General features: G+C 37.1%; 22 protein-coding genes. 12 read left to right on the top strand and 10 right to left on the bottom strand.

Features of this window, described 5'->3' with window-relative positions; genetic code table 11:
• Window positions 1-319: 319 nt before the first annotated feature.
• Window positions 320-766, bottom strand: a complete 447-nt coding sequence (locus AC106K_RS25195; protein WP_482448322.1) for a hypothetical protein — start codon at window positions 764-766, stop codon at window positions 320-322.
• Window positions 767-1,114: 348 nt separating this feature from the next.
• On the opposite strand from AC106K_RS25195, the gene AC106K_RS25190 reads away from it, so the two are divergent.
• The 8 genes from AC106K_RS25190 (at window position 1,115) to AC106K_RS25155 (ending at window position 10,406) form a co-directional block, all read left to right on the top strand.
• On the top strand, window positions 1,115-1,660 hold the full coding sequence (locus AC106K_RS25190) for a YMGG-like glycine zipper-containing protein (protein ID WP_482448320.1): 546 nt from the start codon (window positions 1,115-1,117) through the stop codon (window positions 1,658-1,660).
• A 55-nt stretch (window positions 1,661-1,715) separates the two neighbouring features.
• The gene (locus tag AC106K_RS25185; protein WP_482448319.1) at window positions 1,716-3,350 is read left to right on the top strand and encodes an LIC_10190 family membrane protein; all 1,635 of its coding nucleotides are present in this window, start codon (window positions 1,716-1,718) and stop codon (window positions 3,348-3,350) included.
• Between the two features lie 50 nt (window positions 3,351-3,400).
• Window positions 3,401-4,471 (top strand): chorismate synthase, encoded by a 1,071-nt coding sequence (gene aroC / locus AC106K_RS25180; RefSeq protein ID WP_482448318.1) that lies wholly within the window; start codon window positions 3,401-3,403, stop codon window positions 4,469-4,471.
• Window positions 4,472-4,488: 17 nt separating this feature from the next.
• Entirely contained in the window at window positions 4,489-5,052 is a 564-nt protein-coding gene (locus AC106K_RS25175; RefSeq protein ID WP_482448316.1) for a thioredoxin family protein, read from the top strand.
• A gap of 9 nt (window positions 5,053-5,061) precedes the next feature.
• Window positions 5,062-5,601 carry a TlpA family protein disulfide reductase gene (locus tag AC106K_RS25170; protein ID WP_482448315.1) on the top strand — a complete coding sequence of 180 codons (540 nt, stop codon included), beginning with the start codon at window positions 5,062-5,064 and terminating at the stop codon, window positions 5,599-5,601.
• A gap of 85 nt (window positions 5,602-5,686) precedes the next feature.
• Window positions 5,687-6,028, top strand: a complete 342-nt coding sequence (locus AC106K_RS25165; RefSeq protein WP_482448314.1) for a YkvA family protein — start codon at window positions 5,687-5,689, stop codon at window positions 6,026-6,028.
• A 121-nt stretch (window positions 6,029-6,149) separates the two neighbouring features.
• Complete coding sequence (gene pyrF, locus AC106K_RS25160) at window positions 6,150-7,529, top strand: orotidine-5'-phosphate decarboxylase (RefSeq protein WP_482448313.1); 1,380 nt, start codon at window positions 6,150-6,152, stop codon at window positions 7,527-7,529.
• Window positions 7,530-7,583: 54 nt separating this feature from the next.
• Window positions 7,584-10,406 (top strand): gluzincin family metallopeptidase, encoded by a 2,823-nt coding sequence (locus AC106K_RS25155; RefSeq protein ID WP_482448311.1) that lies wholly within the window; start codon window positions 7,584-7,586, stop codon window positions 10,404-10,406.
• A 91-nt stretch (window positions 10,407-10,497) separates the two neighbouring features.
• On the opposite strand, the gene AC106K_RS25150 is transcribed toward AC106K_RS25155, so the two are convergent.
• Together AC106K_RS25150 and AC106K_RS25145 are read right to left on the bottom strand one after the other, a co-directional pair.
• Entirely contained in the window at window positions 10,498-11,304 is an 807-nt protein-coding gene (locus tag AC106K_RS25150; protein ID WP_482448310.1) for a T9SS type A sorting domain-containing protein, read from the bottom strand.
• Between the two features lie 126 nt (window positions 11,305-11,430).
• A complete protein-coding gene (locus AC106K_RS25145; RefSeq protein ID WP_482448309.1) occupies window positions 11,431-12,204 on the bottom strand; it encodes a T9SS-dependent surface endonuclease, AS87_RS02955 family in 774 nt (257 codons plus the stop codon).
• A gap of 151 nt (window positions 12,205-12,355) precedes the next feature.
• On the opposite strand from AC106K_RS25145, the gene AC106K_RS25140 reads away from it, so the two are divergent.
• Together AC106K_RS25140 and dusB are read left to right on the top strand one after the other, a co-directional pair.
• Window positions 12,356-15,580 (top strand): hypothetical protein, encoded by a 3,225-nt coding sequence (locus AC106K_RS25140; RefSeq protein WP_482448307.1) that lies wholly within the window; start codon window positions 12,356-12,358, stop codon window positions 15,578-15,580.
• 228 nt (window positions 15,581-15,808) lie between these two features.
• Window positions 15,809-16,804 (top strand): tRNA dihydrouridine synthase DusB, encoded by a 996-nt coding sequence (gene dusB, locus AC106K_RS25135; RefSeq protein ID WP_482448306.1) that lies wholly within the window; start codon window positions 15,809-15,811, stop codon window positions 16,802-16,804.
• A 53-nt stretch (window positions 16,805-16,857) separates the two neighbouring features.
• On the opposite strand, the gene deoC is transcribed toward dusB, so the two are convergent.
• The 5 genes from deoC to AC106K_RS25110 form a co-directional block, all read right to left on the bottom strand.
• The gene (gene deoC / locus AC106K_RS25130) at window positions 16,858-17,601 is read right to left on the bottom strand and encodes a deoxyribose-phosphate aldolase (RefSeq protein WP_482448304.1); all 744 of its coding nucleotides are present in this window, start codon (window positions 17,599-17,601) and stop codon (window positions 16,858-16,860) included.
• Between the two features lie 4 nt (window positions 17,602-17,605).
• Entirely contained in the window at window positions 17,606-18,076 is a 471-nt protein-coding gene (locus AC106K_RS25125) for an Lrp/AsnC ligand binding domain-containing protein (protein ID WP_047490188.1), read from the bottom strand.
• A gap of 28 nt (window positions 18,077-18,104) precedes the next feature.
• Window positions 18,105-19,040 (bottom strand): endonuclease/exonuclease/phosphatase family protein, encoded by a 936-nt coding sequence (locus tag AC106K_RS25120; RefSeq protein WP_052769228.1) that lies wholly within the window; start codon window positions 19,038-19,040, stop codon window positions 18,105-18,107.
• A gap of 379 nt (window positions 19,041-19,419) precedes the next feature.
• Entirely contained in the window at window positions 19,420-20,091 is a 672-nt protein-coding gene (gene trmD / locus AC106K_RS25115) for a tRNA (guanosine(37)-N1)-methyltransferase TrmD (protein ID WP_482448303.1), read from the bottom strand.
• A complete protein-coding gene (locus AC106K_RS25110; RefSeq protein ID WP_482448302.1) occupies window positions 20,088-21,350 on the bottom strand; it encodes an NAD(P)/FAD-dependent oxidoreductase in 1,263 nt (420 codons plus the stop codon). Before AC106K_RS25110 ends, trmD begins: the two co-directional genes overlap by 4 nt.
• Before the next feature lie 65 nt (window positions 21,351-21,415).
• Between AC106K_RS25110 and AC106K_RS25105 the strand changes: the two genes are divergently transcribed.
• Window positions 21,416-22,279, top strand: a complete 864-nt coding sequence (locus AC106K_RS25105; RefSeq protein WP_482448300.1) for a glycoside hydrolase family 25 protein — start codon at window positions 21,416-21,418, stop codon at window positions 22,277-22,279.
• A gap of 145 nt (window positions 22,280-22,424) precedes the next feature.
• Here AC106K_RS25105 and AC106K_RS25100 read toward each other — a convergent pair whose 3' ends face one another.
• Complete coding sequence (locus AC106K_RS25100; RefSeq protein WP_482448298.1) at window positions 22,425-24,077, bottom strand: alpha/beta fold hydrolase; 1,653 nt, start codon at window positions 24,075-24,077, stop codon at window positions 22,425-22,427.
• A gap of 147 nt (window positions 24,078-24,224) precedes the next feature.
• Window positions 24,225-24,737 (bottom strand): 5' nucleotidase, NT5C type, encoded by a 513-nt coding sequence (locus AC106K_RS25095; protein WP_482448297.1) that lies wholly within the window; start codon window positions 24,735-24,737, stop codon window positions 24,225-24,227.
• A gap of 209 nt (window positions 24,738-24,946) precedes the next feature.
• Between AC106K_RS25095 and AC106K_RS25090 the strand changes: the two genes are divergently transcribed.
• Window positions 24,947-26,836: an ABC-F family ATP-binding cassette domain-containing protein gene (locus tag AC106K_RS25090; protein WP_482448296.1), complete on the top strand. Its 1,890-nt coding sequence runs from the start codon at window positions 24,947-24,949 to the stop codon at window positions 26,834-26,836.
• Window positions 26,837-26,951: the final 115 nt, after the last annotated feature.

Genomic DNA, 26,951 nt, shown 5'->3' with positions numbered 1-26,951 from the left:
GAAAACACATCCAGTGAATAAACAACCCGTCTCATTGTAAATAAAACAGGCTCGGATTCAAAAATAGTCAGTATGCTGCTTATATTTTATGAGCAGAATCATAAAATGTCATGAGATCAGAGTATCTAAAAAAGAAACGACCTCCTTACGGAGGCCTAAAAAACACAAATGATGAAAAAAATCTATTTAGAAAAATCCAAACAGAAATATTGTTATGCTGCTATTGCATTCTTGTGTTGCCAACAATAGACAGCCATTAATAACTTGATCCTAAAATTGAAGGGATGTAAATGTAGGATAAATATTTGTTTCTACAAAGTTATTCTTCCCATGTAATCGGAACATATATCGTAATATATCCATCCGCATCCAATTTATCATCAGAAATAGTAGCAACAACCGTTCCATAACCTACCCAGCCTCCCTGGCCCTGAATTCCTGAAAACTCATAAGTTCCTGCCGGCAAATCCTCCTCAGAAAACTGCGGAAGCGCGCGGTCATGGTATCTGTCGCTGAAATATTCCTCACCTGTAACAATATTTTTTGCCACAAAACCTCCCAAATCAAAGCCTGAACCGGAAAGCATTTTTGTTCCGTCTTTTGCCAGAAGTCCATAACGAACCGGAAAGGTTTGCGTTTTTGCATCTTTATGAGATACTTCAGTACAAACTTTAGCTGGAACTTCCACTCCATCGATGGAAGTAAATGAAGTAGTAACAGCCAATAATCCTAACACAGCTGATACTGTAAAAATTGATTTTTTCATATTAAAAGTAATTTAGTATCTCAAAAATAGCCAACCCAGATGAATTCAACAAAAATTATGGATTAACTATATTTTACAATTGCTTTTCATCAGACATTACCTCCCGGAACAGAGGACGATGACGAATCTGAGATTAATTTTCTTAGAATTACAAAAATTCTGATCCATCACAAAATCTGTGCTAAGCTTTTGGAATCTCCCATCAATAGTATAAAATTTATCAGGATTTATAATTCATAATTCTTTTTACTGTCAATTTTAACGTTCATTAACTAAAATTTGGCTTCATAATTGAAAATAAAAATAGAACTAAAGTCGTTTTGGCTTAAGCTTATTAAAATTTGAGTTATGAAAAAGATAGTATTAGCAGGTTTTTTATCCGTTTTTTTAATGACGGCCTGCAAGAAAGATGACGCGGTTGCAGAAAAATCGCTGGAAGCACAAAAACTGGAATTCCAGGCAAGACAACTTGAAATAGAAAAACAAAAGTTGGCTATTGAAAAAGAAAAGCTTGTATTTGAAGCTCAGAAAAAAGCAGATAGTATCTCTGAAAGCAAAACCGCAAAAGCTGCTGCCATCAATAATTCAAAACCACAGGTTATAAGAGAAACCAGAACCGTATATAGAGATAGAAACTCCAATTCAGGAGGTGGTAATGGTACCTATGCTGATAACGGAAGCAGTGCTTCACAGGGAACTACCAAGAAAAAAGGAATGAGTAAAGCCGCAAAAGGAACCATCATCGGTGCCGTAGGGGGTGCAGCTGCCGGAGCAATCATTGCGAAGAAAAACAGAGGACTTGGAGCTGTAATCGGCGGAGTTGTAGGTGGAGCTACAGGTTATACCATCGGTAGATCTCAGGATAGAAAAGATGGCAGAGTACAGCCTCGATAATAATATTTTTAACCATAAGATATAAAGATTGCTTATTTTTAAGCAATCTTTTTTTATGATACTGATCCTTATTTCCACTGTTTTTATGATTCCGGTCCTGATGGGCTGGGGAAAGATCATGGAAAGTCTCTTTGGAAACGGGTTCGGAGGAATTTCAGGAAAAATACTTTCAGGAATCTTAGGAATCAGCCTTGTATGGGCACTTCTTTCTTTTTCTGTTCCATTGAATATCTACGTCGAGATACCTTCTATTCTACTAGGACTATTCTTTTTTTTTAAAGATCAACTGTACCGGGAACTGTACAAGTTTTCAAAAAGAGATTATGGGCTGGCTGGTATTGTTTCGTTGATCATTTTACTGGCTGGTTCTTACGCTCCTTATATATTAGATCATTTCGGGTATTATGTCCCAACAGTCAAATGGCTTACAGAATATGGGTTGGTCAAAGGGATTTCCAATCTGGACCTTACGCTTGGGCAGATGTCTCTCTGGCATATTTTTCAGGCCGGGTTTTCCGGTTTTTCAGATCCTTTTCTGAGAATCAACACCGTTTTACTGATCATTTATTCCATTTATAGTATAGAAAGGAAACATTGGATTCACCTGTGTTTTTTACCTGTACTGTTTTTATTTTCTCAATCTCCCAGCCCGGACCTGCCTGTTATTATCTTTTCGCTGATTATTTTAAATGAAATTGTCATAGGATGTAAAAACACTACTCTCCTTTTCGCATTCTCTATATTTGTTTTTGCTGTAAAGCCTACCATGATATGGCTTCCGATATTTGTTTTCCTCCATTCCTTTCTCATTCTTAAGCCCAATGTACGGAAACTGTTTTTCGGGATTGCTATTCTGCTTTTATTCTTTATTAAAAACATATGGACATTCGGCTACCCTATCTTTCCGGTAGCTATTGGAGATATGGAAGTATCCTGGAAACCTAATCCGGAAGTTTTAAAAATTTCTTCACAATATGCAATTCTTAAGACCTATGACATGCAGTATTCTTATGAAGAAATTCAACGGTTTTCAACAGCTGATTATATTAAAAACTGGCTTTTCCTCAAAGGGATCAAGTCTAAGATCAACATTCTGTTCATCCTCAGCCTTATTCTGTTCTCCATACTGGCTTGGGTCAAAAAAAGAAAAATCCTCACCTTAGTCTGTATGTCAATATTAATAAAAAGTGTACTGGTATTGATATTTTCAGCACAATACCGATTTTTCATAGATGTATTCTTTGTCATCTTTTTTATGATATTCTATGGGTATTTTGATAAAAGAAAATCAATAGCCGTATTCTCAGTATTCAGCATACTCATCATTTCAATATTATCTTTTCCCGGCATCATTCAAAAATATATTCCTAGTTTCAGAGTAGGCGGATTTATGATAGGGATAAAAAAAGAACAGCTTTACAAACCGGCAACTTATGAATACAGAAAGTTCAAGTCTTTTAAAGTCGGAAATCTGAAATTTAATGTATCAAAAAACTACCCTTATAATTTTGACACTCCCTTGCCTGCCATTTCCACTGGCTATATTTTTGATGATGTTAAAGCCGGAATTTTCCCTCAGCTTATTGATGAAAAAGACCTTGGTAAAGGATTTATCTGGAAAAAAATGAATTCTGACGAAAAACAGGAAGGGCAAAAAGTGATCAATAATATCGAAAACACTGATAAATAGAACAAATCCTGAAACTTTATTATATGGAGAAAAAAAGGTAATTTTGTACTATGTTCAACACATTAGGTAATCTTCTTAGTCTTACAACATTTGGAGAAAGTCACGGAGTGGCTTATGGCGGTATCATCAATAATTTTCCGGCAGGTTTAACGGTAGATCTCGATAAGGTTCAATATGAACTGAACCGAAGAAAACCCGGCCAGTCTGCTATTGTTACGCAAAGAAAGGAAAGCGACACAGTAAAGTTTCTTTCCGGGATCTTTGATGGAAAAACAACAGGTACCCCAATCGGTTTTATCATTGAAAACGAAAATCAGAAATCAAAGGATTATGACCATATCGCAGGAGCATATCGTCCGAGTCATGCTGATTTCACCTATGATCAGAAATTTGGTTTCAGAGATCATCGTGGCGGCGGGAAATCTTCTGCAAGAGAAACGATGAACTGGGTAGTGGCCGGAGCTTTTGCCAAACAGCTTTTACCCGAAATCGAAATTAATGCTTACGTTTCTTCCGTAGGTGATATTTTCTGTGAAAAACCTTATCAGGCTCTTGATTTTTCTAAAACGGAAAGCAATGATGTACGTTGCCCGGATGCTGAAACGGCTGAAAAAATGATTTCCAGAATCAAGGAAATCAAAAAAGAAGGGAATACTATTGGAGGAACCATTACCTGCGTGATCAAAAACGTTCCGGTAGGAATTGGTGAACCTATATTTTCCAAACTTCAGGCAGAACTTGCAAAAGCGATGCTGAATATCAATGCCTGCAAAGGTTTTGAATACGGAAGCGGTTTCTGTGGTGCCAAAATGACAGGAAAAGAGCACAATGATGCTTTCAACACTGATTTTACTACAAAATCAAACCTTTCCGGGGGAATCCAAGGTGGAATTTCCAACGGAATGGATATTTATTTCCGTGTAGCATTCAAGCCTGTAGCAACCATTCTGAGACCTCAGGACAGTATTGACAAAGATGGAAATCCTGTTGTGGTAGAAGGGAAAGGGCGTCATGATCCTTGTGTGGTTCCTAGAGCCGTTCCTGTAGTGGAAGCTCTTGCTGCATTTGTGCTAGCAGACCTGTTTCTGATCAATAAAACAAGAAATATCAATCATTTTTAACATAAATATTTTTGGTAATGAAAAATTACTGGGATAAGGGAATTTCTTTCGAAGAATACCTTCAGATTGCAAAAGAAAGATTAGAGCATCCTGCCAATCAGCAGGAAGCTGAATATAAACAATATTATGAACTGGGCCTTCAGAGAATGGACAGAACGGTAAAAAAATACGTTCCGGATGAAGATCAGCTGAAAGAGCTTGCTGCAAAAAATTTTGACGGGAAGATCCTTATTATTTCTGAAGCATGGTGTGGTGATGCCAGCGCAACTGTTCCTGCATTATTCAGATTTTTTGAAGGACATAACGACGTAAGAGTTTTCCTGAGAGACAGTGATAAGAGCCTGATCAACCAGTTCCTGACCAACGGTACGGAATCTATTCCTAAAGTTTTGATCCTGGATAATGAATTTAACGTTAAAAATTCATGGGGCCCGCGTCCGAAATACGGATATGAGCTTCTGATGAAATATAAGGCAGATCCGGAAGGGTATCCAAAAGATACATTCTATAATGATCTGCAGATATATTATGCCAAAAACAGAGGTAAGGATGCTGTTCAGGAAATTTTAGATCTGCTATAATAAAAAGACATGAAGAAAAATATCATTTATCTTGTATTGATCGTCATTATCGGCGTTGTTGCTTTCGTACCGGGAATCAGAAATTTCCTGAAGGATACATTCTTTCCGGTGGCAACCATTGAGAAGGCGGTACATGTAGGTGAAGAGGATTATGATGTTGACCTTAAGGGAATCAATGTACCAAGCACTAACCTTAAAAACTTTAAGAACAAAGCTGTTTTTCTTAATTTCTGGGGAACCTGGTGCCCGCCATGCAGAAAAGAATGGCCTTCTATTCAAAAGCTGTATGATTCAAGAAAAGATCATGTAGACTTTGTACTGATTGCTATGAATGATAAAGAAGAGGACGTAAGAAAATTTTTGAAGGAAAATAATTATAACGTTCCTGTCTATATTGCGCAAAGTCCTATTTCGGAAAAAATACTTCCTAAAGTATTTCCTACCACTTTTCTTCTGGATAAGACCGGTAGAATCCTTATCAAGGAAGATGCTTCAAAGGATTGGAACTCAGAGACTGTGCATCAGTTCATTGACAATATTATCAAATAGTTTTTTTAACTAAATTTTATAATTTGTTGGTACAGGATTTGTGAAATTTATAGCATTGAAAAATTTATTTAAATCCAAACACAAAATGAAATATTCAAAATTAAATCTTGCAAAAGAAGCTATCAATCACAAGGGCTTTATAAAAAAGATCCCTGATATTTTCAGAATGGTCAGAATGTGGAGAAAAGGAATCTATCCGATGAAATCCATTGACATTATTCTTCCTTTACTGGGAATTCTATACGTCATCTCCCCTATCGACCTGCTTCCTGAGTTTGCCATACCGGTTCTTGGAGTCATGGATGACCTGGCAGTTCTGTCACTGACGATTCCTAAGCTCATCAAAGAGGTAGACAAGTTTTTACTTTGGGAAACTGAACAAAAATACAAAGGCACTCAAATTATTGATGCTGAAATCGTAAAATAATAGTTTATTATATTTTTCAAACCATCCTGGTCAATCCGGGGTGGTTTTTTATATACAAATAGGCGATAAATTTTTAGGCCTTATTTCAATTCCTTAAATTTGCAACATCTAATAAAAAATAATGGAAAGTAAAAAAGAATTCTTCCTAGAGTGCTACAAACTAGGCATCATCAAATTCGGAAGGTTTACTCTTAAAAGTGGTATCGAAAGCCCTTTTTATGTAGACCTGAGGCCTTTGGCTTCTGATCCTAAAATTTTAAAAAATCTTGCTAATTATTTATTGGAAATGCTTCCGTTAGATAATTTCGATTTAATCTGTGGAGTTCCTTATGCTGCGCTTCCTATGGCTACTGCGATGTCTCTGGAAAGCTATATTCCATTAATTATTAAAAGAAAAGAAGCGAAAAGCTACGGTACCAAAAAACTGATCGAAGGAATTTATCAGAAAGGACAGAATTGTCTTTTGGTAGAAGACGTGATCACTTCAGGAAAATCTTTGCTGGAAACCATTCCTGAGATAGAGCAGGAAGATCTTAAGGTTTCGGATATTGTAGTGGTTCTGGACAGAGAGCAGGGCGGAAAGCAACTATTGGAGGGGAAAGGATACAGAGTCCACACGCTATTCAATATTTCAGAAGTATGCGACATCCTTCAGGAGACGGGTGAGTTATCAGATGAAGAAGTGAAAAGAATTCAGGATTTCCTTCAGGGGAACCACATTCAGTTTGAAGAAGAAATCAGAGCTTCTTACGAACAGAAACTTCAAAATGCCCAACATTCGGTTTCTAAAAAGTTACTGGAAAATGCTTTAGCAAAACAATCCAACCTGATTGCCTCTGCTGACGTTACCACTACTCAGGAATTATTGGCCTTAGCAGAAAAAGTAGGACCTCATATCGTTGCTTTAAAAACACATATCGATATTATTTCTGATTTTGATTACGAAAAAACGATCACTCCATTAAAAGAAATTGCGGCCAAACACCAGTTCTTACTAATGGAAGACAGAAAATTTGCTGACATCGGAAATACTCAGGAACTTCAGTTTACCAGCGGTGTTTTCAAGATTACAGACTGGGCAGATTTTGTAACGTCTCAGGTCATCGGAGGTTTTGAGTCATTAGACTGCTTCCGTAATGTAGGAGTAGTCGCTATTGTAGGGATGTCTTCCAAAGGAGCTCTTACAACGGCAAGCTACCGTGAAGAAGCACTGAAAGTCGCTCAATCTCATCCTAACGTGATTGGCGGAGTATCTCAGAATAAACTTCCTGAAGAGCTTTTATTATTCACTCCGGGAGTTAATCTTGCTGATTCGGGAGACGGAAAAGGGCAACAGTACAACACCCCTGAACACGTTTTCAAAACCCTGCACACCGATTTCATCATTGTAGGAAGAGGAATCTATAAATCTGAAGATCCGGAAGCAGCTGCAATCACTTACAAAGCTGAGGGTTGGAATGCCTATATTAATTCTTTGGAAAAAAAAGCAATTCAGGAGTAAAAACCTGTAAAGTATAATACAAAATAAGTTATATTTGGGCTTTATCACCGATATTTGAAAAAGTTCAGCATTTGCCTTATTTTGTTTTGGGGAGTTATACAAGTTTCTGCTCAGAAAGACAGTATTTATATTGAAGCTAAACTGTCTCCTGACAAAAAAAACCTTGAGGTCAACCAGGAGATTGTCTATTACAATCATTCTGATAAAGATCTGAATACAGTAAAACTTCTCAACTGGGTTTCCGCCTACAACAAGCGGGGAACTTCTCTGGTCTACAGAAAACTGGAAGACCGGAATAATGATTTGCATTTTGCGAAAAATCATCAATTGGGAAAACTTCTTGAATTGAATGTTAAAAATTCAGATCACGAAGAGATTCCCGTAAGTACACTTTCAGATGAAAATCTTTTCATTCCTCTGAAAGCGGCATTAAAACCTGGTGAAAGTGTTACTTTGCAGCTTCACTACCGGATGCAGCTTCCCGATCATCAATTTACGGGATACGGAACAGCCGGCCAGAATGTTGCCTTAAAATATTTCTTTATTGTTCCGGATCATTTTGATCCGGACAATAGGGATAAAAGAAACTACCACGACATTGAAGAACCCGTTAGCTTCAATACATTCTGGACAGTCAATTTTGACATCCCTGTCAATACCTTTGTTGAAGGAAATCTTCCACAGATACAGATGAACTCTTTCAAAGGCTATCTGGATTCGGATCCTGAATTCCTGATTTCTCTGAGCCAATATCCGAGTATAAAAGTCAATGTTGACGGAACCGATACTGAAGTAAAGTTCGGTTACAACCTGAAACCTGAAGAAAAGCAGAATCTTGAATTTTATCTGCCTCTTCATTTAAAATTCCTTAAAGAAAAAATAGGCTCCCTTCCGAAAAGCATTTTTATTTCAGATAAATTCAGAGCTAAAGAAGACTTCTTTGGAAATAACGATATTACTTTCTGGAAATTCAGATTTCAACTGTTTACCGAAGCTGAAAAGACCGATCTTGATTATTTCGGAATCATTGCCAAAAAAGTGCTTGATGAAAACATTATTGCAGATAAAGACAAGAATCATTGGTTCAAAAACGGCTTAAAATCATATCTTGAAATTCAGTACCTGAAAAAGTTTTATCAGGATACCAAGCTTTTGGGAACTTTACCGGAAGCCAAAATATTCGGAATTAAGCCTTTAAAAATATTCCATGCCTCACAAGTAAAACTTCTGGACCGCTATGGACTGGCTTATCAGTATATCATGTTACAGAATCTGGATCAGAAGATTGATGAAGTCTTTCCCGTTCTCAGTAATTTTAATGACATGGCAATCAGCAGCTTTGAAACCGGAAGCCTGTTCAGCTATTCTGCGGATAAAATGGGTGAAGATTCTTTCAATGATATTGTAAAAAATTATATTTCTAAAAACTCAGGAAAAAAAATCAATCCTGAAGAATTTCTGACCGACCTATCTGAAAAGAATAAATCAGCAAGTTATCTGTCTAACTTTTTTAAGCAGAAAAACAGAGTTGATTTCAAACTGAAACATATCAAAAAGGAAAACGATTCTCTACAGATCAGAATTGCAAGAAATACGGATGTTGCCATCCCTGTAAAACTGGAAACAGAAACCAAAGAAGGAGAGAAAAAAGCCTATTGGATTGATACGGAGGAAAATCAGCGTATCACCAGCTTATCCCTTCCCGCTTCAGACAACATCTACAAAATGACACTGAACAGTGGTTATATCTTCCCTGAATCGAATTACAGAGATAACTTTCTGTATGCAAAAGGGCTGTTCTCCAACGCGAAAAAAATTAAACTTAAATTAATAAAAGATATTCCCAATCCGGAATATAATGAAATTTATATCAGCCCCAGAGTACGTTTCAACAACACGTATGATAAATTTCTCTTAGGAGTTAACCTGAAAAATCAATCTTTTTTTGATCAGAAATTTCTGTATTCAGTTACCCCTACTTATAGTACCGGAACAGGAAAACTTACCGGTTCAGGAGCAGTCTCCTACTCTTTCATGCCTGCTGAAAGCATTATCCGAAGCCTGACTTTTGGAGTTTCGGGAGCGTATTTTCACTATGATTATGGATTGGCCTACAGAAAAACATCTATATCTTCATCGATCAGCTTCAGAAAGAATCCAAGAAGTACTGTGAGCAGAAGCATCGGAGCCTCTTATAATTATTTTGAAAGAGATCTGAGCCCTCTGATGGTTGCCAATGACGACTATAGTAAATATAATCTCTGGAGTATCGGCTATGGATACAGTGACAGCCAGATGATCCATGAAAAAAGTTTCAGCCTGAGTACCCAGGGAATGGAAGACTTCAATAAAATAACTGCTGAAGGCTTCTACAGATGGGAATTTGCACCTAAACAAAAACTTAGTGTACGTTTATTTGCCGGCTATTTTTTAAGAAATAACACCCGAAATGATCTGTTCGACTATGGAATTTCAAGAGTTTCGAATTATTCATTTTCGTACACCCTTTTAGGAGAAAGTGCCAACAGCGGTCTTCTTTCACAACAGTTTATCCTGGCTGATGGTGGTTTTAAATCATTTCTTCCTGGAACAGTCAACCAATGGATCACTTCTATGAACGTAGACTCCAGTATCTGGAAGATATTCCATGTATATGCTGATGCTGGAATTTATAAAAATAAAGACCTTCCTGCAAAATTCATATGGGACAGTGGTGTCAAAGTAAGAATCATCCCTGACTTTTTAGAAGTTTATTTCCCGATACAGTCGTCGCTGGGCTTTGAACCGTCCTTCAAAGACTATGCAAAACGAATCAGATATACGCTGGTGCTGAATCTTGGTTCAATTATCAATGCGGCCAGAAGAGGATGGTATTAGGAAAACAAATCATCAAAAATATAAGGATATTATGATCCACAAAAATAAAAGAACAATTCATTGTAGTGAGCTGTTCTTTTGTTTATTAAGACTAATCTTTCACAATTTTCTGGGAAATAGGAACATTATTAATGGTACCTGTTACAATATAAGTTCCTTTGGCCAGTTCTAAAATATCCAGACTTGTCGCCAGCTTTGTAGGTGATTTTTTCACGACCTGTCTGTAATTATCATATACTTTCACATCCCGAACTTCGGTTCCGAAAAGAATTTTTCCATCTCTGATATAAGGATTCTGTACAAAACCGGACTTCACTGTTCCTTCAAACAGAAGATCTGTAATGGTATCTGTCTTATTCTCTTTTTTTAAAGCTGTTGTTATCATAGGGGAAGCGGCGGGCTGATCTCCTTTATATTGATCTGCATTCACTCCATATCCTACAAAATCCAGGACATTGGGTGATTTTGGCCCTGCAACCTGTACAATATTTCCTGCTAAGGCTATTTTACCGGACACTCCTGAAATATTTATTCCCGAAGAATTATTGGGAGTCCCGTCAAAATTGGTAATGATCGTTGCTATAAAATCCGGTGTCGGTAAATTTTCAGTCCCTTTTTCAATAGCCGCCTCCTGAATCAGGTAAGTTTGATCCGGCCCCAAAGTAAGATCCGGTAAAGTGTGATATTGCGTAAATGCACCTACCGCCGGAGCATATTGTATACTTGCCCCCGTTAAAGAAACCAGATTGGTCCCGATATTTTTGAGCATGATATAACTATACTTCGAAGCTGCATCAGGATTGTCCCCACCTCCATAAATCTCGCTGATCACAATCTGAGCACTTGTAAATGCTGTAATGCATACTAAACCAACAACAGTAAAGATTTTTTTCATCATATCAATTTAAAAAATGGTTTCATTATAAAAATATCAAAAAAGATACCACCAAATTATGAAATAATCACAATAAAAAACAGCCATTTCGATGAAATGGCTGTTTATATTTTGATCTTAAAAAGATGATTAGTCTTTAAGAATTTTTTGAGATACCGGCTGGTTGTTTACAGTACCTGTCACAATATAGTTTCCTTTTGCTAACTCAGCAACATTTACTGTTCCGTTTTGTTTTACAGAAGCTTCTTTTATCAGCTGTCCGAACATGTTGAAAACTTTTACATCCTTAACGTCTGCACCGAAAGTAATTTCGTTGTTTTTAACGTAAGAATTTTTCACAAAGTTTGCTGATTTTACGTTTTTAGCGTCTACTACACCTAGTGTTGCAGTACTTACAACAATATCATCAATAAAGAATCTGCTATTAGAAGCTGCTGATCCCTCAAATGTAAGCGTTACAGCTCCTGTAGCTCCTGTAATATCTACTGTAAAATTAGAAAATGCTCCTTTTACAATTGTTACAGTTGCTTGGCTTAAAGTAGCACCAGTTGCAGATATATTTAAAGTAGTTTTTTCACTGTTTCCATCCCAAGCACCAGCTCTAAATGTTAAAGTAGCTGCCCCAGTTAAATTGATAGTTGGAGTGGTAATAGATCCTTTTGTATTACTTGTTCCCGCCTTAAGACATCCATTTCCTTTGTAAACCTTAGAAAAATTCCAATTTCCACCAGTTGTATATGATGTTGTTCCATCTTGAAATGAAGTACCTGCAGCACTACCGCTCCATCCTCCATCATTTCCTCCAGTACCTGTTACATCATCAAATGTTGCACTAAATACTGTTTGAGCAAAAATTCCACTTGCTAACATTACTGTAGCAAAAAACGAATAAAGTTTTTTCATGATTTTAAAAATTTTTGTTATTAATAATTTCAGGGCTAAATTACATTTATTTTTTTGGACCTCACAATATTTGGATTAAATTTCTGTTAATAATAGTTGATCTGGTCGTGTTAACATTTTTTAATTATTTTTACGCATTATTTTTCAGGACTTGCGGAATTTTATTATCCTAATCGTATTTTTTTTCTTAGGCATATTTTCAGGAAATGCTCAGGTATTTTCGTGGAAAAATCCTAACGTCCCTGAAGACAGCATAAAAAGAGACAGTATACTTGCTGCAAGGCTTGAACAGGATCTTTTTGCAAAAGACACCCTGGATTTTATAAGAACCAATAATAAGATTGTCATTGATGAAGCTGTATTGGCCAAAAATGATAAAAAAAGATTCTTAGGAGAACTAAATTCCAAAGGATCTATTATCCGGGGAATTACTTTCGGTAATAATCAGGGACAGTCTGTACAGAGTTCCATGGATCTTCAGATTTCCGGAAGACTTTCCAAAGATGTTACCATTCTGGCGAGTATCTCAGACCACAACCTGCCTATTCAGGCCGATGGATACACTCAGACCTTAGAGGAATTCGATAAGATCTATATGCAGCTTAATATTAAGGAAAAGTCGATTCTCAGAGCCGGACACCTTGATCTTGTAGAAGCTAAAAACTATTTTGCCAAGTACCAGCGAAGAAGCATGGGGATCCAGTTCCAGACAGAAATTGGCAAAGACAATAAAACCTTCGTAGATATTTCTGCCGGGGTTGCGCGAAGTGAATTTCACAGAATTCGTTTTCAGGGGGTTGAAGGAAACCAGGGACCTTACCGTCTGACGGGTAAAAACGGGGAACAGTTTATAACCCTTATCTCCGGATCTGAACAGGTCTTTATAGACGGGATCCTAATGAAACGGGGAGAAAACCAGGACTATATCATTAATTATAACACTGGTGAGGTTACCTTTACCAGTTTCCGCCCTATTTTCCAACAGAATTTCATCACGATTTCCTATAACTATGCCAACAGGAACTATTCAAGGTATTTGTTTACAGGAAAGCTTGAACATCAGAGAGAAAGATTCAAAGTGGGTCTGAACTGGTTCATGGAAAATGATAACAAAAATGCACCACTTGCTTTGAGCCTTTCTAAAGAGGATGAGCAGATTTTAGCAGATGCAGGAAATGATCCTAATCTGATGTATGCCCCATCAGGAGTGATTACAGAATATGATGTCAATAAAATTTTATACCGTTTAAATACTGCCGGAAATTATGAATTTTCCACAGATTCCAGCTTAACACTTTATCAGGTTTCGTTTACTTATTTCGGGGTTAATCTGGGAGATTATAAAATAGCACAAACGACTAATAACGGAAGAGTTTTCCAATATGTAGGTCCTAATCAGGGAGATTATAGGGCGGTAAGAAAACTTCCTTCGCCACAGAAATCTCAGGTATACTCTTTAAATTCAGAATATTTGCTGAATGAAGGGAAAATAGGGGCTGACATTTCTCTTAGCAACTACGATGTCAATCTGTTTTCTTCAAAGGATTCCGATCAGAATATCGGGTATGCATGGCGTATTTTTGGAAATAAAAGTTTTACCAAAAATGCATGGAAAGGAACGCCTAGTTTTGAATACCAATATATCGACAAACAATTCCATATTCTGGACCGTATCAATGATGTGGAATTCTCAAGAGATTTCAACTTAGCCCAGGAATTTAATAAGAAGACCCAAAACAGATTTATTTTCAGCTTTTTGAATAAATGGAATAATAAGTCTACGTTAAATTATCGTGTCAATTATCTTAACGAGCAAAATTCATATAAAGGGATTAAAAACGACCTGGACTTCGGATGGATCACTGGAAAATTCTTTACCAAAGGAAATCTATCTTATCTGAATACCAATGCCACCCTTCAGGATACCAAATTTATTCGTGGCGGAGTATCCACAGAATTTACCGGTAAAAAAGGAAGCTGGACCATCGGGGGAAGTATGGAGCACAATGAAAAGAAATACAATGACACCCAGCTTATGGATGTTACTAGTTTCAGCTGGAAAGAAATTTTCTTACAAAAGAAAATCGGAGACAGCACCCGTACTAAATTATTGGCAAAAGTCTATATGAGAGACAATGACTCTGTGCGTGACAACAGGCTTCAGAATATGAACAATATCCTCGGGTTCATGGCAGAAAGCCAGATCATCAAAACGGAAAGAACCACCTTGAATGCTTTAATTCATTACAGAAAGTTTTTCTATTCAGGAGCGGAAGGGGACGTGAGCAGAAACAATGACTTTGTGGTCGGGAACATTCTTTACAACCAGCAGCTTTTCAGAAACGGGATGCGTCTTCAGGCATTTTATGAGCTTGGTAACGGGCAGGAAGCACAGAGAGAATTCCAATACATAAAGGTAACGGATGGGCAGGGAATCTATAAATGGACAGATTACAACGGAGATGGTATTCAGCAGCTCGATGAATTTGAAATTGCCGAATATTCCGATTTAGCCAAATACATTCGGGTTTATACCAATTCGGTAAGATATATTCCATCCAATAAGAACAAGCTTCAGCTGGCTTTATTCGTTAATCCAGCGATTGTTTTCAATTCGGAAAATGCCTTCTTAAAGCGTTGGAATTTCAATATTTCATTAAACTCACAAAACTCTTTCTATAAAAAAGACAAAGTTCTGGTTCTGAACCCTTTTGAAAAAAACAGTGATCAGATCCTTAAAAACCAAAATATTCTGACCTCCGTACAATTCAACCCTACGGATAAATCAGGATGGAACGGAAATTACCGGATGATCATCAATGATAACCTGATCAACGCAAACTTCAGTAATGAGGAGCGTGAACAGACTTCTCACTTCCTGAATATCGGATATTGGTTCAATAAAGAATTCAGGGTTGACTGGGAAAATTCTGTACATGATATAAAAAACTCGTCTCAGCTATTTGCGACCAGAGATTACCGTCTCAATAATTTTGAAACCAAACCTAAAGCTACCTACAAATTTACGGATGCAATTCAGGCAGAGCTTTCTTCCGCTTTCCGTCAAAAACAAAGAATAGATGGCGAAGAGCTATTGAAGGCTTTTGATGTTACCGGAACGATCCAGTGGGAACGTAGAAAAACGTCTATCCGTGGAAATTTCTCCTTTATCAGTAACAACTTTACGGGAAATAATTTCAGTATTGTAGGAAACCAGATGCTTGATGGTCTGAAACCCGGAAAAAACCAGGTATGGAGTGTATTCATCCAACAGGCAATCAACTCTTTCATCCAGTTGAATTTAAACTATGAAGGTCGAAATTCCGGTGACAGAACCATCCACATTGGAAGTATGCAGGTAAAAGCTAGTTTCTAGGTTTAAGGTTTAAGGTTTAAGGTTTAAGGTTTAAGGTTTAAAATTAGTTATTTCTTATAAACTCCTTTCCTTCCGCACTACCCACTCTAATACTCTAATACTCTAATACTCTAATACTCTAATACTCTTCCTCCCTCAAACCCTCCCCCCTAAAGCTCTCAAACTCACCCATCACATCAATAGATAATATCATACTTCCGGATATTTAGAATTTTGTAAATTTGCACCATGATAAAAATAGGCAACATAGAACTGCCGGAATTTCCACTTTTGCTGGCTCCGATGGAAGACGTAAGTGATCCTCCGTTCAGACGTTTGTGTAAAATGCATGGTGCAGACCTGATGTATTCGGAATTTATTTCTTCCGAAGGCTTAATTCGTGATGCGATCAAGAGCCGTAAGAAACTGGATATTTTCGATTATGAAAGACCAGTAGGGATCCAGATTTTTGGAGGTGACGAAGAGGCTATGGCCATGTCTGCAAGAATTGTGGAAACTGTAAACCCCGATCTTGTTGATATTAATTTTGGATGCCCGGTAAAAAAAGTGGTGTGTAAAGGAGCAGGAGCAGGAGTATTGAAAGATATTGACCTGATGGTTCGTCTTACAAAAGCTGTTGTAAGCTCTACTCACCTGCCTGTAACCGTAAAAACCCGTTTAGGATGGGACAGTACTAGTATCAATATTGATGAAGTAGCAGAACGTTTACAGGAAACAGGAATCAAAGCATTGACCATCCATGCCAGAACCCGTGCACAGATGTACAAAGGGGAAGCAGACTGGGAACATATTTCAAGAATCAAACAGAATCCTAATATTGAAATTCCAATTTTTGGAAACGGTGATATAGACTCTCCGGAAAAAGCATTGGCTTACAAGCAGAAATATGCATGTGACGGAATCATGATCGGGCGTGCAGCAATCGGTTATCCTTGGATTTTTAATGAAATCAAGCATTTCTTTAAGACAGGCGAGCACTTGCCGGAGCCTACGATTTCTGACCGTTTACTTGCCGTACGTCAACATGCGGAATGGAGTGCGGAATGGAAAGGAGAAAGACTGGGTCTGGTAGAAATGAGACAGCATTACAGCAATTATTTCAGAGGAATCCCTCACTTTAAGGAGTTCAGAAAAAAATTCCTGGAGGTTTTCACCCTGGAAGAAATGAACAGCTTAATCCAAGAAACGCAACAGTTTTACGAAGAATATCAGGAACAGGTATAAAACAAAAAACCATCAAATAATTTGATGGTTTTTTTATTTTCTGAATATTGATTCTAATATCCTTCTGAGGTAGATTCATCTTTGATCAAAGCCAATGCTGAAGAGGTTCCGATTCTTTTTACTCCCATGCTGATCATTTTTTCAGCATCTTCAGGTGTTCTTACGCCTCCGGCTGCTTTTACAGGAAGCTTTCCTGCATTATCCAGCATGATTCTTATTCCTTCGAATGTTGCTCCGTTAGGTTTTCCACCTGTAGTTTGATAGAAACCTGTTGAAGATTTCACAAAAATATGGGGTAAATCATTTTCCGAGAAATTCTCTTCCGCCCAGACTGCAATATTTTTGGTAAGATCAGCAATCTGAGTATCATTTAGGGCGGCGATCTCAATGATCCATTTTGTAATTTTGTGGTTCGCCAATCCCAATCTGGTACCTTCTACAAATTCATTTTTTACCAGTTCAATATCACCCTGAAGATAGGCTTGGTAATTGATCACAAAATCCAGTTCATCTGCTCCGTCTTCAATTGCTTTCGAAGCTTCTGCAAGTTTTTCTTCAACAGTATAGGTTCCTTCATGGAAGCCTATTACAGTTCCTACTGCAACATTTGAATTTCTTTCCTGAATATATTTCTTGATTTCTGCTACATAATCAGGGCGGATCATTACGGCAAAAATGCCATTATCAATCGCTTCCTGAGCAAGTTCTTTATCTTTCTGAAGTGTTTCTTCGTTGGAAATACCTGACTGTTCCGGTGTTTTCAGGTAAGTTGAATCCAAATATTGGGCTATGTTCATATCGTTATACTTTCAATTGTCTGTAAATTCCTTGTTCTAAAGAGATAAAGGTTTCTGTTCTTGTTACTCCTTTCAGTTTCTGAAGTTTACTCAGGATCTGCATAAGGTGATCATTATCTTTACACAGAACCTTCAGGAAAATAGTATAGTTTCCTGTTGTGTAATGGGCTTCCACCACTTCATTAATATCATGCAAAGACTTTACCACGTCCGGGTAATGGCTTGGCTGATCCAGAAACACACCGATATAAGAGATGACCTTATACCCGATTTTTTTAGGATTAAGGAATGAAATAGAATTTTCAATCACGCCTGCGTGTTCCAGTTTTTTAATTCTTTGATGTACTGCTGTTGTGGAAATCCCTACATTCTTCGAAATGTGAGCTAAAGAAGTTTTAGCATTATCCATCAGCATGTAGATGATTTCCTTGTCGATTGAATCTAAATGATAGCTTGTGTTGCTCGAATTTTTCATTTTCTACTTTTTTATTATTTATGTTTTTTTACTGTAAGCTTTTAAATGTTACAAAAACCGGGAAATGATCGCTATATCCTCCTAAATACCGTGTACCGGCATAAGTTCGGAAAGGTCGTCCTTCAAAATTTCTGGTTCTGCTGCTGATTTTTTCAGAATTGAAAATATGCGCATCCTGAAAGGCCAGTGTCTTATTGTCAAGAAGAGATCTCGACATTATGATCTGATCATACAGCAATCCAGATTTATAATGAAAAGTAGAATAATTTCTTGTAGAAAACAACTGTTGAAAAGGGTTCATTAGAACCTTCTCATGATCGTTGTCATAGAGAATTTGTACTAAATTTTCATCATCCGGGTTTTCGTTAAAGTCACCACACAATATGACATGTTCCTTGTCTGTATCTACAATTTTCATGATCCGCTCGCGGACCTCGTTCAATATAAAGGCTCTTTTGGGTTTATTGATATCTTTCTCGCGCTTAGAGGGAAGATGGGCGATAAAGACATTAATAATCTCCTCTTTATATTTAATTTTTGAAAAAAGTACATCTCTGGTTGTGTCGTAATTTCCAGTGTTTTTATTTTCTATTTCAAAAAAGAAAGTAATGGTTTCAGAATCAATGACCTCTACTTTATTTTTATCATATAACATGGCTACATCCACTTTTCTTTCGTCCATAGAATTGTAATGTACAATTCCATATTGTGAATGAAAAGGTTCCAGCTCCACAAGGTCTTCCAAAACTTTCCTTCCGGAAACTTCGGATAAACCGATAATAAACGGCAATACGCCGTTCTCCTCCTTCATCAATTGAAATACATGTGAGATTTTAAAAATCTTATTTTGGTATCTCTTTTCATCCCAATTCCTTAAGCCTGACCGGGTAGGATCTAAATGGTGTACAGGTTTCGGATCGGGTAAAAATAAATTTTCAACATTATAAAAAGAGAACAGTTCCATCAACATTAATTTCTATACTTTTATTTATTATGTTCTTTTTCTAAATATAAATTTATTATTTTTTTTTCAAATTTCATTGATTCCTTCACATAGGCTAAAATCAATTTCCAATAAGAAACAGTTCAAATATAACAAAAAATCTCAATAAAATCACTTATAGTGAATTAATTTTTCAAAAATTTTAATAATTTAACATATAATTCAGAATTTAAAAATACACGAATTATAGAATAATGAAAATAAAATTTTAATTTGAAACTAAAAATATTGATAATTTTCTATCCACCTACACATATAACAAATATTATTCCATTTATAATAACTTCAAATGGAATATTTTAAAAAATAAATGCTCAAGTAGGCATAGATAACGCTTTTTTTAAAGGAGATCAGGACGTTTTTCTCTGGTAATCCTTACTGCTTCCTCATGGCGCCATTCTTCTATTTTACCGAAATTTCCGCTCAGTAAAATTTTCGGAACTTCAAGTCCTTTATAACTTTCCGGCCGTGTATAAATGGGTGGTGATAAAAGATCGTCCTGAAAGCTATCCGTCAAAGCACTTTGTTCATCATTCAAAACTCCCGGAAGCAATCTTATGATGGAGTCTGCAAGAACGCAAGCTGCAAGTTCCCCACCTGTGAGAACATAATCTCCTATCGAGATTTCTTTTGTAATATGAAGATCTCTTACTCTCTGATCTATTCCTTTATAGTGTCCACAAAGGAAAATCAGATTTTCTTTTATTGAGAGCGTATTCGCTATTTTCTGATTTAGAGTAACTCCATCAGGCGTCAGATAGATGACCTCATCATAATTTCTTTGGGATTTCAACTCTGAAATACAATTGTCTAACGGCTCCACCATCATCACCATTCCTGCACCACCGCCGTACGGTTCATCATCAATCTGTCTGTGCTTGTTGATCGCCCAGTCTCTCAGGTGATGAAAATGTACTTCTGCCAGCCCTTTATCCATCGCTCTTTTCAAAATAGAGGTTTTAAACGGGCTTTCCATCAATTCAGGAAGTACGCTTATTATATCAATTCTCATTGTAATGTTCCGTTTTTCTTAGTAGGTATAATAATTAATCTTAAAGAAGAATCCTTGTTGATATAGCTCCACATCCAGTTGAAGAATATGGCCAGCTTATTTCGAACGCTCAAAATTAACATTAAATGGAGAAACATCCAGAAATACCAGGCCAGAAATCCCTGAAACTTGATAAATGGCAGGTCGACAACGGCTCTGTGCTTTCCGATAGTAGCCAGTGAACCTTTGTCATCATACTCGTATTCTTTCCACTCAGTCTGATTTTTCTTTAAAAGATTTTTACCTAAATTTTTTGCCTGATTAATAGCTACGTTGGCCACCTGTGGATGTCCCTGTGGATATTTAGGGGTTTCCATATAGGCAATATCTCCAATGGCATAAATATTATCGTAGCCTTTTATTTTATTGTACCGATCAACGATATATCTGTTTCGTACCAATTTATCTTCCGGGAAACCGTCTATTACATTTCCTGTAACCCCTGCCGCCCAGATTACGTTGTTGGATGGAATTTCTTTTCCACTTTTCAGGTGTACTATATCGCCGTCATATTCTGTCACCACTTCTCCGCTCATGAAGGTTACCCCAAGGTCTTTAAGGTACTTCTCCGATTTGTCCTGGGCCTCTTTACTCATGACCGCAAGAGGTTTTTCTGTAGAACTTACCAGAATGATCTTCAAATGATCAAAGTTCATATAAGGATAATCTCTGGGAAGAATGTCTTTTTTCATTTCTGCAAAAGCGCCTGCCAGTTCTACTCCGGTAGGTCCGCTCCCTACGATAACGATGTTCCAGTTTCCGTCATCACTTCTGCTTTTTTCTATGATCAGCTTCTCAAAGGTCATCAGAACGTGATTTCTGATGCTGATTGCTTCCTGGGTATTCTTCATCCCGAAGGCTTTCCCTTCAAGTTCCTTATTACCGAAAAAATTAGTTTTACAACCTGTTGCAATGATGAGTTTGTCATAGGTAAATTCTGCCTCATCGGTGATCACCTTATTGTTGACAGGATCTATTTCCCGGACATCCGTCATCCGGAATTGTGTGTTTCTGGATTGCTGAAAAATCTTTCTGAAAGGGAAAGAAATATTGGAAGGTTCTATCCTTCCTGAGGCTACCTGATAAAAAAGCGGCTGAAACATATGATGATTCATCCGATCCAGAACAATGACCTTTTTGTTCTTGTTATTCAATGTTTTTGCAAGCTGCAGCCCCGCAAATCCTCCTCCAATAATGATGATTTTTTCGCGTGTTTCCATAATACACAAATTTACTGATTTTATTTAGCATTTAGTAGTGAAAAAAGTTAGTTTTGCAAAACTTTATGACACCAAAAAAGTACACCAAAAAAACTGCCAAACAGCTCCATAAGACCAGACGGAAGAAGTATTTTTTCCGCAGATGGGTGATATTGGCAATCCTTATAGTTGCTTTAATAGGCACCGGTTTTTATTTAAAACAATCCGTCAGCTATTATTATGCTTTGTACTTTAATAAGTTTAAGCATAAAAAACTTCACAACAGCGAAAAAGAATCCCTGAGAATCCAGAGAATCATCAGCAGCAATCTTGACAAGACGTATGGTTTCGATATTTCTCATTATCAGAACAGGGAAGATATTAAATGGGACAGCCTCAGCATCGGGAACAAAACGATTCCGCTAGAGTTTGTTGTGATGCGTGCTACCATGGGAAACAGGAGTGCAGATAAACATTTTGGTGAATTTTGGGGCGAAGCTAAAAAACACGATCTTATCCGTGGGGCCTATCATTTCTACAGGGCTGATGAAGATCCGATTATACAGGCCAATAATTTTCTTGAAAATGTAAAACTGGAAAGTGGAGACCTCCCTCCTATTTTAGACATCGAAAAAATACCAAAACGTAAAACCAATAAAAAACTGGTTGAGGACCTGAAAGTATGGTGTAAAATTGTAGAAGAATCTTACGGTAAGAAACCTATCATATACACCTATTATCATTATTATAAAGATTTATTGAAAGGCGAATTTGATGATTATCCGCTCTGGCTGGCCAATTACAATGATGTCCCGTCTCCTTCTCCTGACGACCGATGGGATTTCTGGCAGTTTACAGAAAACGGAATTGTTCATGGCATCAATACTAAGGTAGATCTTGATATTTATAACGGAAATTCCTGGTCTTTGAAAAGACTGACACTGGATTGATGAGAAATGGGCATGGAAGTTTTAGAAGCCTCAAATATCAATTTTAAATTTACTTTCCAATTACTCAAAAAAGCTCCTTTTAATTTCAATGTTGAAATCAAAAGGAGCTTTTTACATTTCCGGCTTTTACTTTTCCCCTGCTTATTTACTTCTTTCCGAGGAAACTCAAAATGTCTGTATTCAGTTCATCCGGTCTCTCATAAGGAACCATATGGGTGGTATCTTTATAGATTTTCTTTTCGGCATTGGGAATTTCTTTGGCAAGCAATTCCGTGTGATCAGGTTTGATGACGTCTTTATCACCGGCAATCACCAATACCGGGCTTTTTATTGTATTTAAATCTTTTTTACTGATATTGGGTTCGGTAAGCATGATTTTCAGAAGTCTTAGTTCATTGATTGCGTGGGCTCCTCCTATCTGATTCAGCTGTGTCATTTGGCTTGTGAAGCGTTCTATGAGTTGATTTTGTACCCCTTCAGGAAAAGCATTGGCTCCAATGGTCACCAACTTATTAAGGCGATCCGGATATTTCAATGCAAATTCCAATCCTGTATTTCCGCCATCACTCCAGCCAACGATATTAATTTTTTCCAATTTCAGATAATCTGCCAAAGCTTTCAAATCATCTGCAAATAATTTATAGGTAAAATCTTTTTTAGAAGTATCTTTACTTTTCCCCTGACCTCTGGTATCAATCGCAATAACTTTATACTGCTTGGATAAAACAGGGATCTGCTGGTAATAATCTTTTATACTTCCGGAATTGCCATGCAGCAATACCAGCGGCTCGCCTTCTCCATAGACTTCATAATAAAGATCAGTATCCTTTAACTTCAGAGAATTTCCTGCAGATTCATTTTTACCATATATTGATTGGTTGGCTTCTTCAATATTTTTGGTATTATCCCGCAGCCATTCCTGAGCTTCATCCGAATAGCCTCCGTCATCATCATCTTTTGTATCTTTTCCGTTTTTATCCATTTTCACATCGATATTAATGGCAGGTGCCGCAATAGACATTTTTTTCCAATCTCCATAAAACTCTCTTATAAATCCTGTTTTGAACAAAGCGGCGCTGATTTTAATGCTTCCATTAAATTCTTTTAAAAACTGAATTCCCACAAAAAACTTTCCTTTCACCCAGATGTTATGTTCATTCACATCAAGAGTGTAGGTTCCGTCTTTAATCATATCTTCAGTAAGCTGCACTGTAATTTCTTCGTCCAGGATATTTTTATCCGGAAAACCGTCTTTTTCACTGTAAATACTGTATCGCATCAAAACCGGCTCAGTGGAAACATAACGGGCGATATTCAGATTAATATTTCTGATTTTCGACCTTTTCTTTGCGTTAAATTCTAATGCGGTTTCCCCCAGAAAATTGTCTTTATTCCCCGCCGGATTAACGAAGTATAAAACACTTTTGGTTTTTGTTTTTACGCCCCAGTTTTTATCCACAAGCTTCTTCGGCCTGATTGCAATTTCTTTAATATTTTTAGTTCTTTCCGTTAAAAATATTTTCTGTTGATCATGCTTTTTGAAATTCTGTACCGATTCTTCATAAACATCATATCCGGGTACTTCAATCTTTATCTTTTGCTGGGCGTCCAGATTGGAAACATCAATTGAAAATTTTCCTTTACCGTCGGAGATTGTTCCGGTGGTTTTCTTTGCCACGCCAATTTTCACATAAGGAATAGGCTGGTTTTCATTTTTAGAGATAATGGTTCCTGAAATGACTTGTGCATTGAAGAAAGAAGCAGTCAAAAGGAAGAATATAACATTGCGTTTTTTCATGTTAAAAGTTTGATGCAAACTTATTTATTTAAAGCTCCTAACATTCATAAAGCCTTATTAAATTTAATATCCTTTTAGTTAAAGTTATTTTAATTATTACATCCTTTAAGACAATAATTCTAAAATTATTCAAATTTCCACCTGTTTCTACAAAATGTTCATGATTTCTTCCCATGAATTCACTCTTCTGTAGGTTTCATTTTCAATCAACTCATTGTGAGGTTGGGTAAAGATGAGTCTTTCTCCTGTGAAATGATCCAGATTTTTGGGATAATCATCGATCATCACATCTCCTGACACCACCCTTTTACTCCCACAAAGGACGATCTGTTCCCAACCGATGAACGGAAAATGTTCGGCCAGCCAGTCATATTTTTCTCTAAGACTGTTCGGAAATTCCATTCCCGCAGAGACAATGTACAGCTCGTATTTATTGTTCAGGTACTCCATCGCTTCACGGCTTCCTTCCATCACAGGTAATGTTCTGAAAAACCCAATTTCATTAACGTGTTTCTTTCCGTTTGGAAAAGCCTCTATTTCCGGTCTTCCGGCCGTTTCTCTGATTTCGATTTCCCTTCCTGTATCTCTTTTCTCAAATTGTACCAGCTGATGGTATACATCTGCCATTACCCCATCCATATCAACGATTACTTTTTTCATTACTTCAGATCCTGGTTTTGTATTATTTATGTAAAGCTTTTGTATTAAACTCTATCAAATTTACTGAATACTTTTCTCAGGCTATGGACACAGTCTATTAAAAAATTATAAACATTCGTTTTCATAAAAGAAAGTCCGGAAAATTGTATGCTTACATTTTTGTATTTTTGCGGCTTAATTCAATATTAAAATCAAACCATCAATTTCCAATGAATTACGTTTCTGCAGAAAACCTTACCAAATCTTACGGCATCAAAGTTTTGTTTGAAAACATGTCTTTTCACATCAATGAAGGAGACAAAATTGCCATTGTTGCCAAAAACGGAAGCGGAAAATCTACCCTTCTGAAAATATTAATGGGTAAAGAAATTGCAGACAGCGGTACTGCGATCATCAATAAAGACATTCAGGTAGTGCTGTTTGACCAGGAAATTGACTATGATCCCAACCTTACCATTGAGGAGTTTATGATGACACTGGACTCAGAACCTATTCTGGCTCTGAAGAACTATCACAAATCTCTACATTCTACCGATCAGGATTTTATTGAAAAAGCATTGGCCGATATGGAAGTGCATAAAGCCTGGGACCTTGAAAATGAAATGAAGCAGATTCTTTCTCAGCTTAAAATCACAGACCTTGAGGCTAAAATGGGAACCCTTTCCGGAGGGCAGATCAAACGTGTGGCTTTGGCAAAATTATTAACGGAAACCAGAGCCGAACACCGACATACGCTTCTGATCATGGACGAACCTACCAACCACCTGGATGTGGATATGGTGGAATGGCTTGAAAACTATCTGAATAAAGCAAAAATCACATTACTGCTCGTAACCCACGACCGTTATTTCCTGGACAGTGTCTGCGACATCATCTGGGAGATGGAAGATAGAAATCTTTATGTGCATAACGGATCGTATGCCACTTATCTTGAAAATAAGATGATCCGTGAGGAAAACCTGAATGCTACGATTGATAAAGCCAACAACCTTTACAGAAAGGAGCTGGAATGGATGCGAAGACAGCCCAAAGCAAGAACTACCAAATCCAAAAGCAGAATCGACGCTTTCTACGAAACCGAAAAAGTTGCTAAAACAGATACCCGAAAGGAAGGACTGGAGCTTGATTTTGAGATGAAACGTCTGGGAAATAAAATCCTTGAACTTAAACATATTGATAAAAGCTTTGGCAGTAAAGTTCTTTTAAAAGATTTCAGCTACCAGTTTCAACGTGGTGAGAAAGTAGGGATCATCGGGAAAAACGGTGCCGGAAAATCTACACTACTGAATATCATCCAGGGTTTTGAAAAAGCTGACAAAGGAGAAATAGAAACAGGAGAAACTATTTCTTTCGGATATTTTGCCCAAAAAGGACTTACTTATAAGGAAGACGAACGCGTTATCGATTTCATCAAGGAAATTGCAGAACATTATCCGCTGGCTAACGGAAGAAGCCTCTCTGCCTCTCAGTTCCTTAGATTATTCTTATTTGACGACCAGACCCAATACTCTCCGATTTCGAAATTATCCGGGGGAGAAAAGAGAAGATTACACCTGATGTATATTTTATATCAGAATCCTAACTTTTTGATTTTTGATGAACCTACGAATGACCTGGACCTTCCTACTCTTACTGTTCTTGAAAACTTCCTGCAGCAGTTCCAGGGATCTTTAATTATCGTTTCCCACGACAGATATTTTATGGATAGGATTGTAGACCACGTCCTTGCTTTTGAAGGAGATGGAAAAATCAGAGATTTTGTAGGAAATTTCTCAGAATATCGTGAAGCTAAAAGCCGTGAAGAAGCTTTAGAAAAAAATGCTGCGGTAAAAGCTGAGCCTGTAAAAGAAACTATTGCTGTTACAGAGAACGCTTCAGGTTCTCAAAAAAGAAAATTAACATTCAAGGAGCAAAGAGAGCTTGAAACCATAGAAAAAGAAATGCCGGAACTGGAAACCCAGCGTGCCAAGATATTGGATCAGCTCAATAATGAAGCTGATTATGAAAAAATAGCCAAACTATCCTCTGAACTGGAAACGGTTTCTGAAAAACTGGAAAACCATGAGATGAGATGGCTGGAATTGCAGGAAATCCTATAAAAAATATGAGCTATGAATGAGTTTGAGAGTCGGAGAGTTTTAGGGTTTTAGAGTGAAAGCGTAGAATTTCTATTCTGACCTCCAGTAACCTTGAACTTTAAACCTTAAACTTTGA

Source organism: Chryseobacterium sp. FR048 (genome assembly GCF_056844665.1).
This window is presented reverse-complemented; position numbering and strand designations above follow the sequence as displayed.

Excerpts from the sequence above, each read along its gene's own strand:
- AC106K_RS25170 (WP_482448315.1), top strand. The coding sequence starts at position 5,062 with ATGAAGAAAAATATCATTTATCTTGTATTGATCGTCATTATCGGCGTT.
- AC106K_RS25110 (WP_482448302.1), bottom strand. The coding sequence starts at position 21,350 with ATGGAAACACGCGAAAAAATCATCATTATTGGAGGAGGATTTGCGGGG.
- AC106K_RS25145 (WP_482448309.1), bottom strand. The coding sequence starts at position 12,204 with ATGAAAAAACTTTATTCGTTTTTTGCTACAGTAATGTTAGCAAGTGGA.
- AC106K_RS25185 (WP_482448319.1), top strand. The coding sequence starts at position 1,716 with ATGATACTGATCCTTATTTCCACTGTTTTTATGATTCCGGTCCTGATG.
- aroC (WP_482448318.1), top strand. The coding sequence starts at position 3,401 with ATGTTCAACACATTAGGTAATCTTCTTAGTCTTACAACATTTGGAGAA.
- AC106K_RS25195 (WP_482448322.1), bottom strand. The coding sequence starts at position 766 with ATGAAAAAATCAATTTTTACAGTATCAGCTGTGTTAGGATTATTGGCT.
- AC106K_RS25150 (WP_482448310.1), bottom strand. The coding sequence starts at position 11,304 with ATGATGAAAAAAATCTTTACTGTTGTTGGTTTAGTATGCATTACAGCA.
- pyrF (WP_482448313.1), top strand. The coding sequence starts at position 6,150 with ATGGAAAGTAAAAAAGAATTCTTCCTAGAGTGCTACAAACTAGGCATC.
- AC106K_RS25105 (WP_482448300.1), top strand. The coding sequence starts at position 21,416 with ATGACACCAAAAAAGTACACCAAAAAAACTGCCAAACAGCTCCATAAG.
- AC106K_RS25190 (WP_482448320.1), top strand. The coding sequence starts at position 1,115 with ATGAAAAAGATAGTATTAGCAGGTTTTTTATCCGTTTTTTTAATGACG.
- AC106K_RS25165 (WP_482448314.1), top strand. The coding sequence starts at position 5,687 with ATGAAATATTCAAAATTAAATCTTGCAAAAGAAGCTATCAATCACAAG.
- AC106K_RS25090 (WP_482448296.1), top strand. The coding sequence starts at position 24,947 with ATGAATTACGTTTCTGCAGAAAACCTTACCAAATCTTACGGCATCAAA.
- dusB (WP_482448306.1), top strand. The coding sequence starts at position 15,809 with ATGATAAAAATAGGCAACATAGAACTGCCGGAATTTCCACTTTTGCTG.
- trmD (WP_482448303.1), bottom strand. The coding sequence starts at position 20,091 with ATGAGAATTGATATAATAAGCGTACTTCCTGAATTGATGGAAAGCCCG.
- AC106K_RS25120 (WP_052769228.1), bottom strand. The coding sequence starts at position 19,040 with ATGGAACTGTTCTCTTTTTATAATGTTGAAAATTTATTTTTACCCGAT.
- AC106K_RS25100 (WP_482448298.1), bottom strand. The coding sequence starts at position 24,077 with ATGAAAAAACGCAATGTTATATTCTTCCTTTTGACTGCTTCTTTCTTC.
- deoC (WP_482448304.1), bottom strand. The coding sequence starts at position 17,601 with ATGAACATAGCCCAATATTTGGATTCAACTTACCTGAAAACACCGGAA.
- AC106K_RS25175 (WP_482448316.1), top strand. The coding sequence starts at position 4,489 with ATGAAAAATTACTGGGATAAGGGAATTTCTTTCGAAGAATACCTTCAG.
- AC106K_RS25125 (WP_047490188.1), bottom strand. The coding sequence starts at position 18,076 with ATGAAAAATTCGAGCAACACAAGCTATCATTTAGATTCAATCGACAAG.
- AC106K_RS25095 (WP_482448297.1), bottom strand. The coding sequence starts at position 24,737 with ATGAAAAAAGTAATCGTTGATATGGATGGGGTAATGGCAGATGTATAC.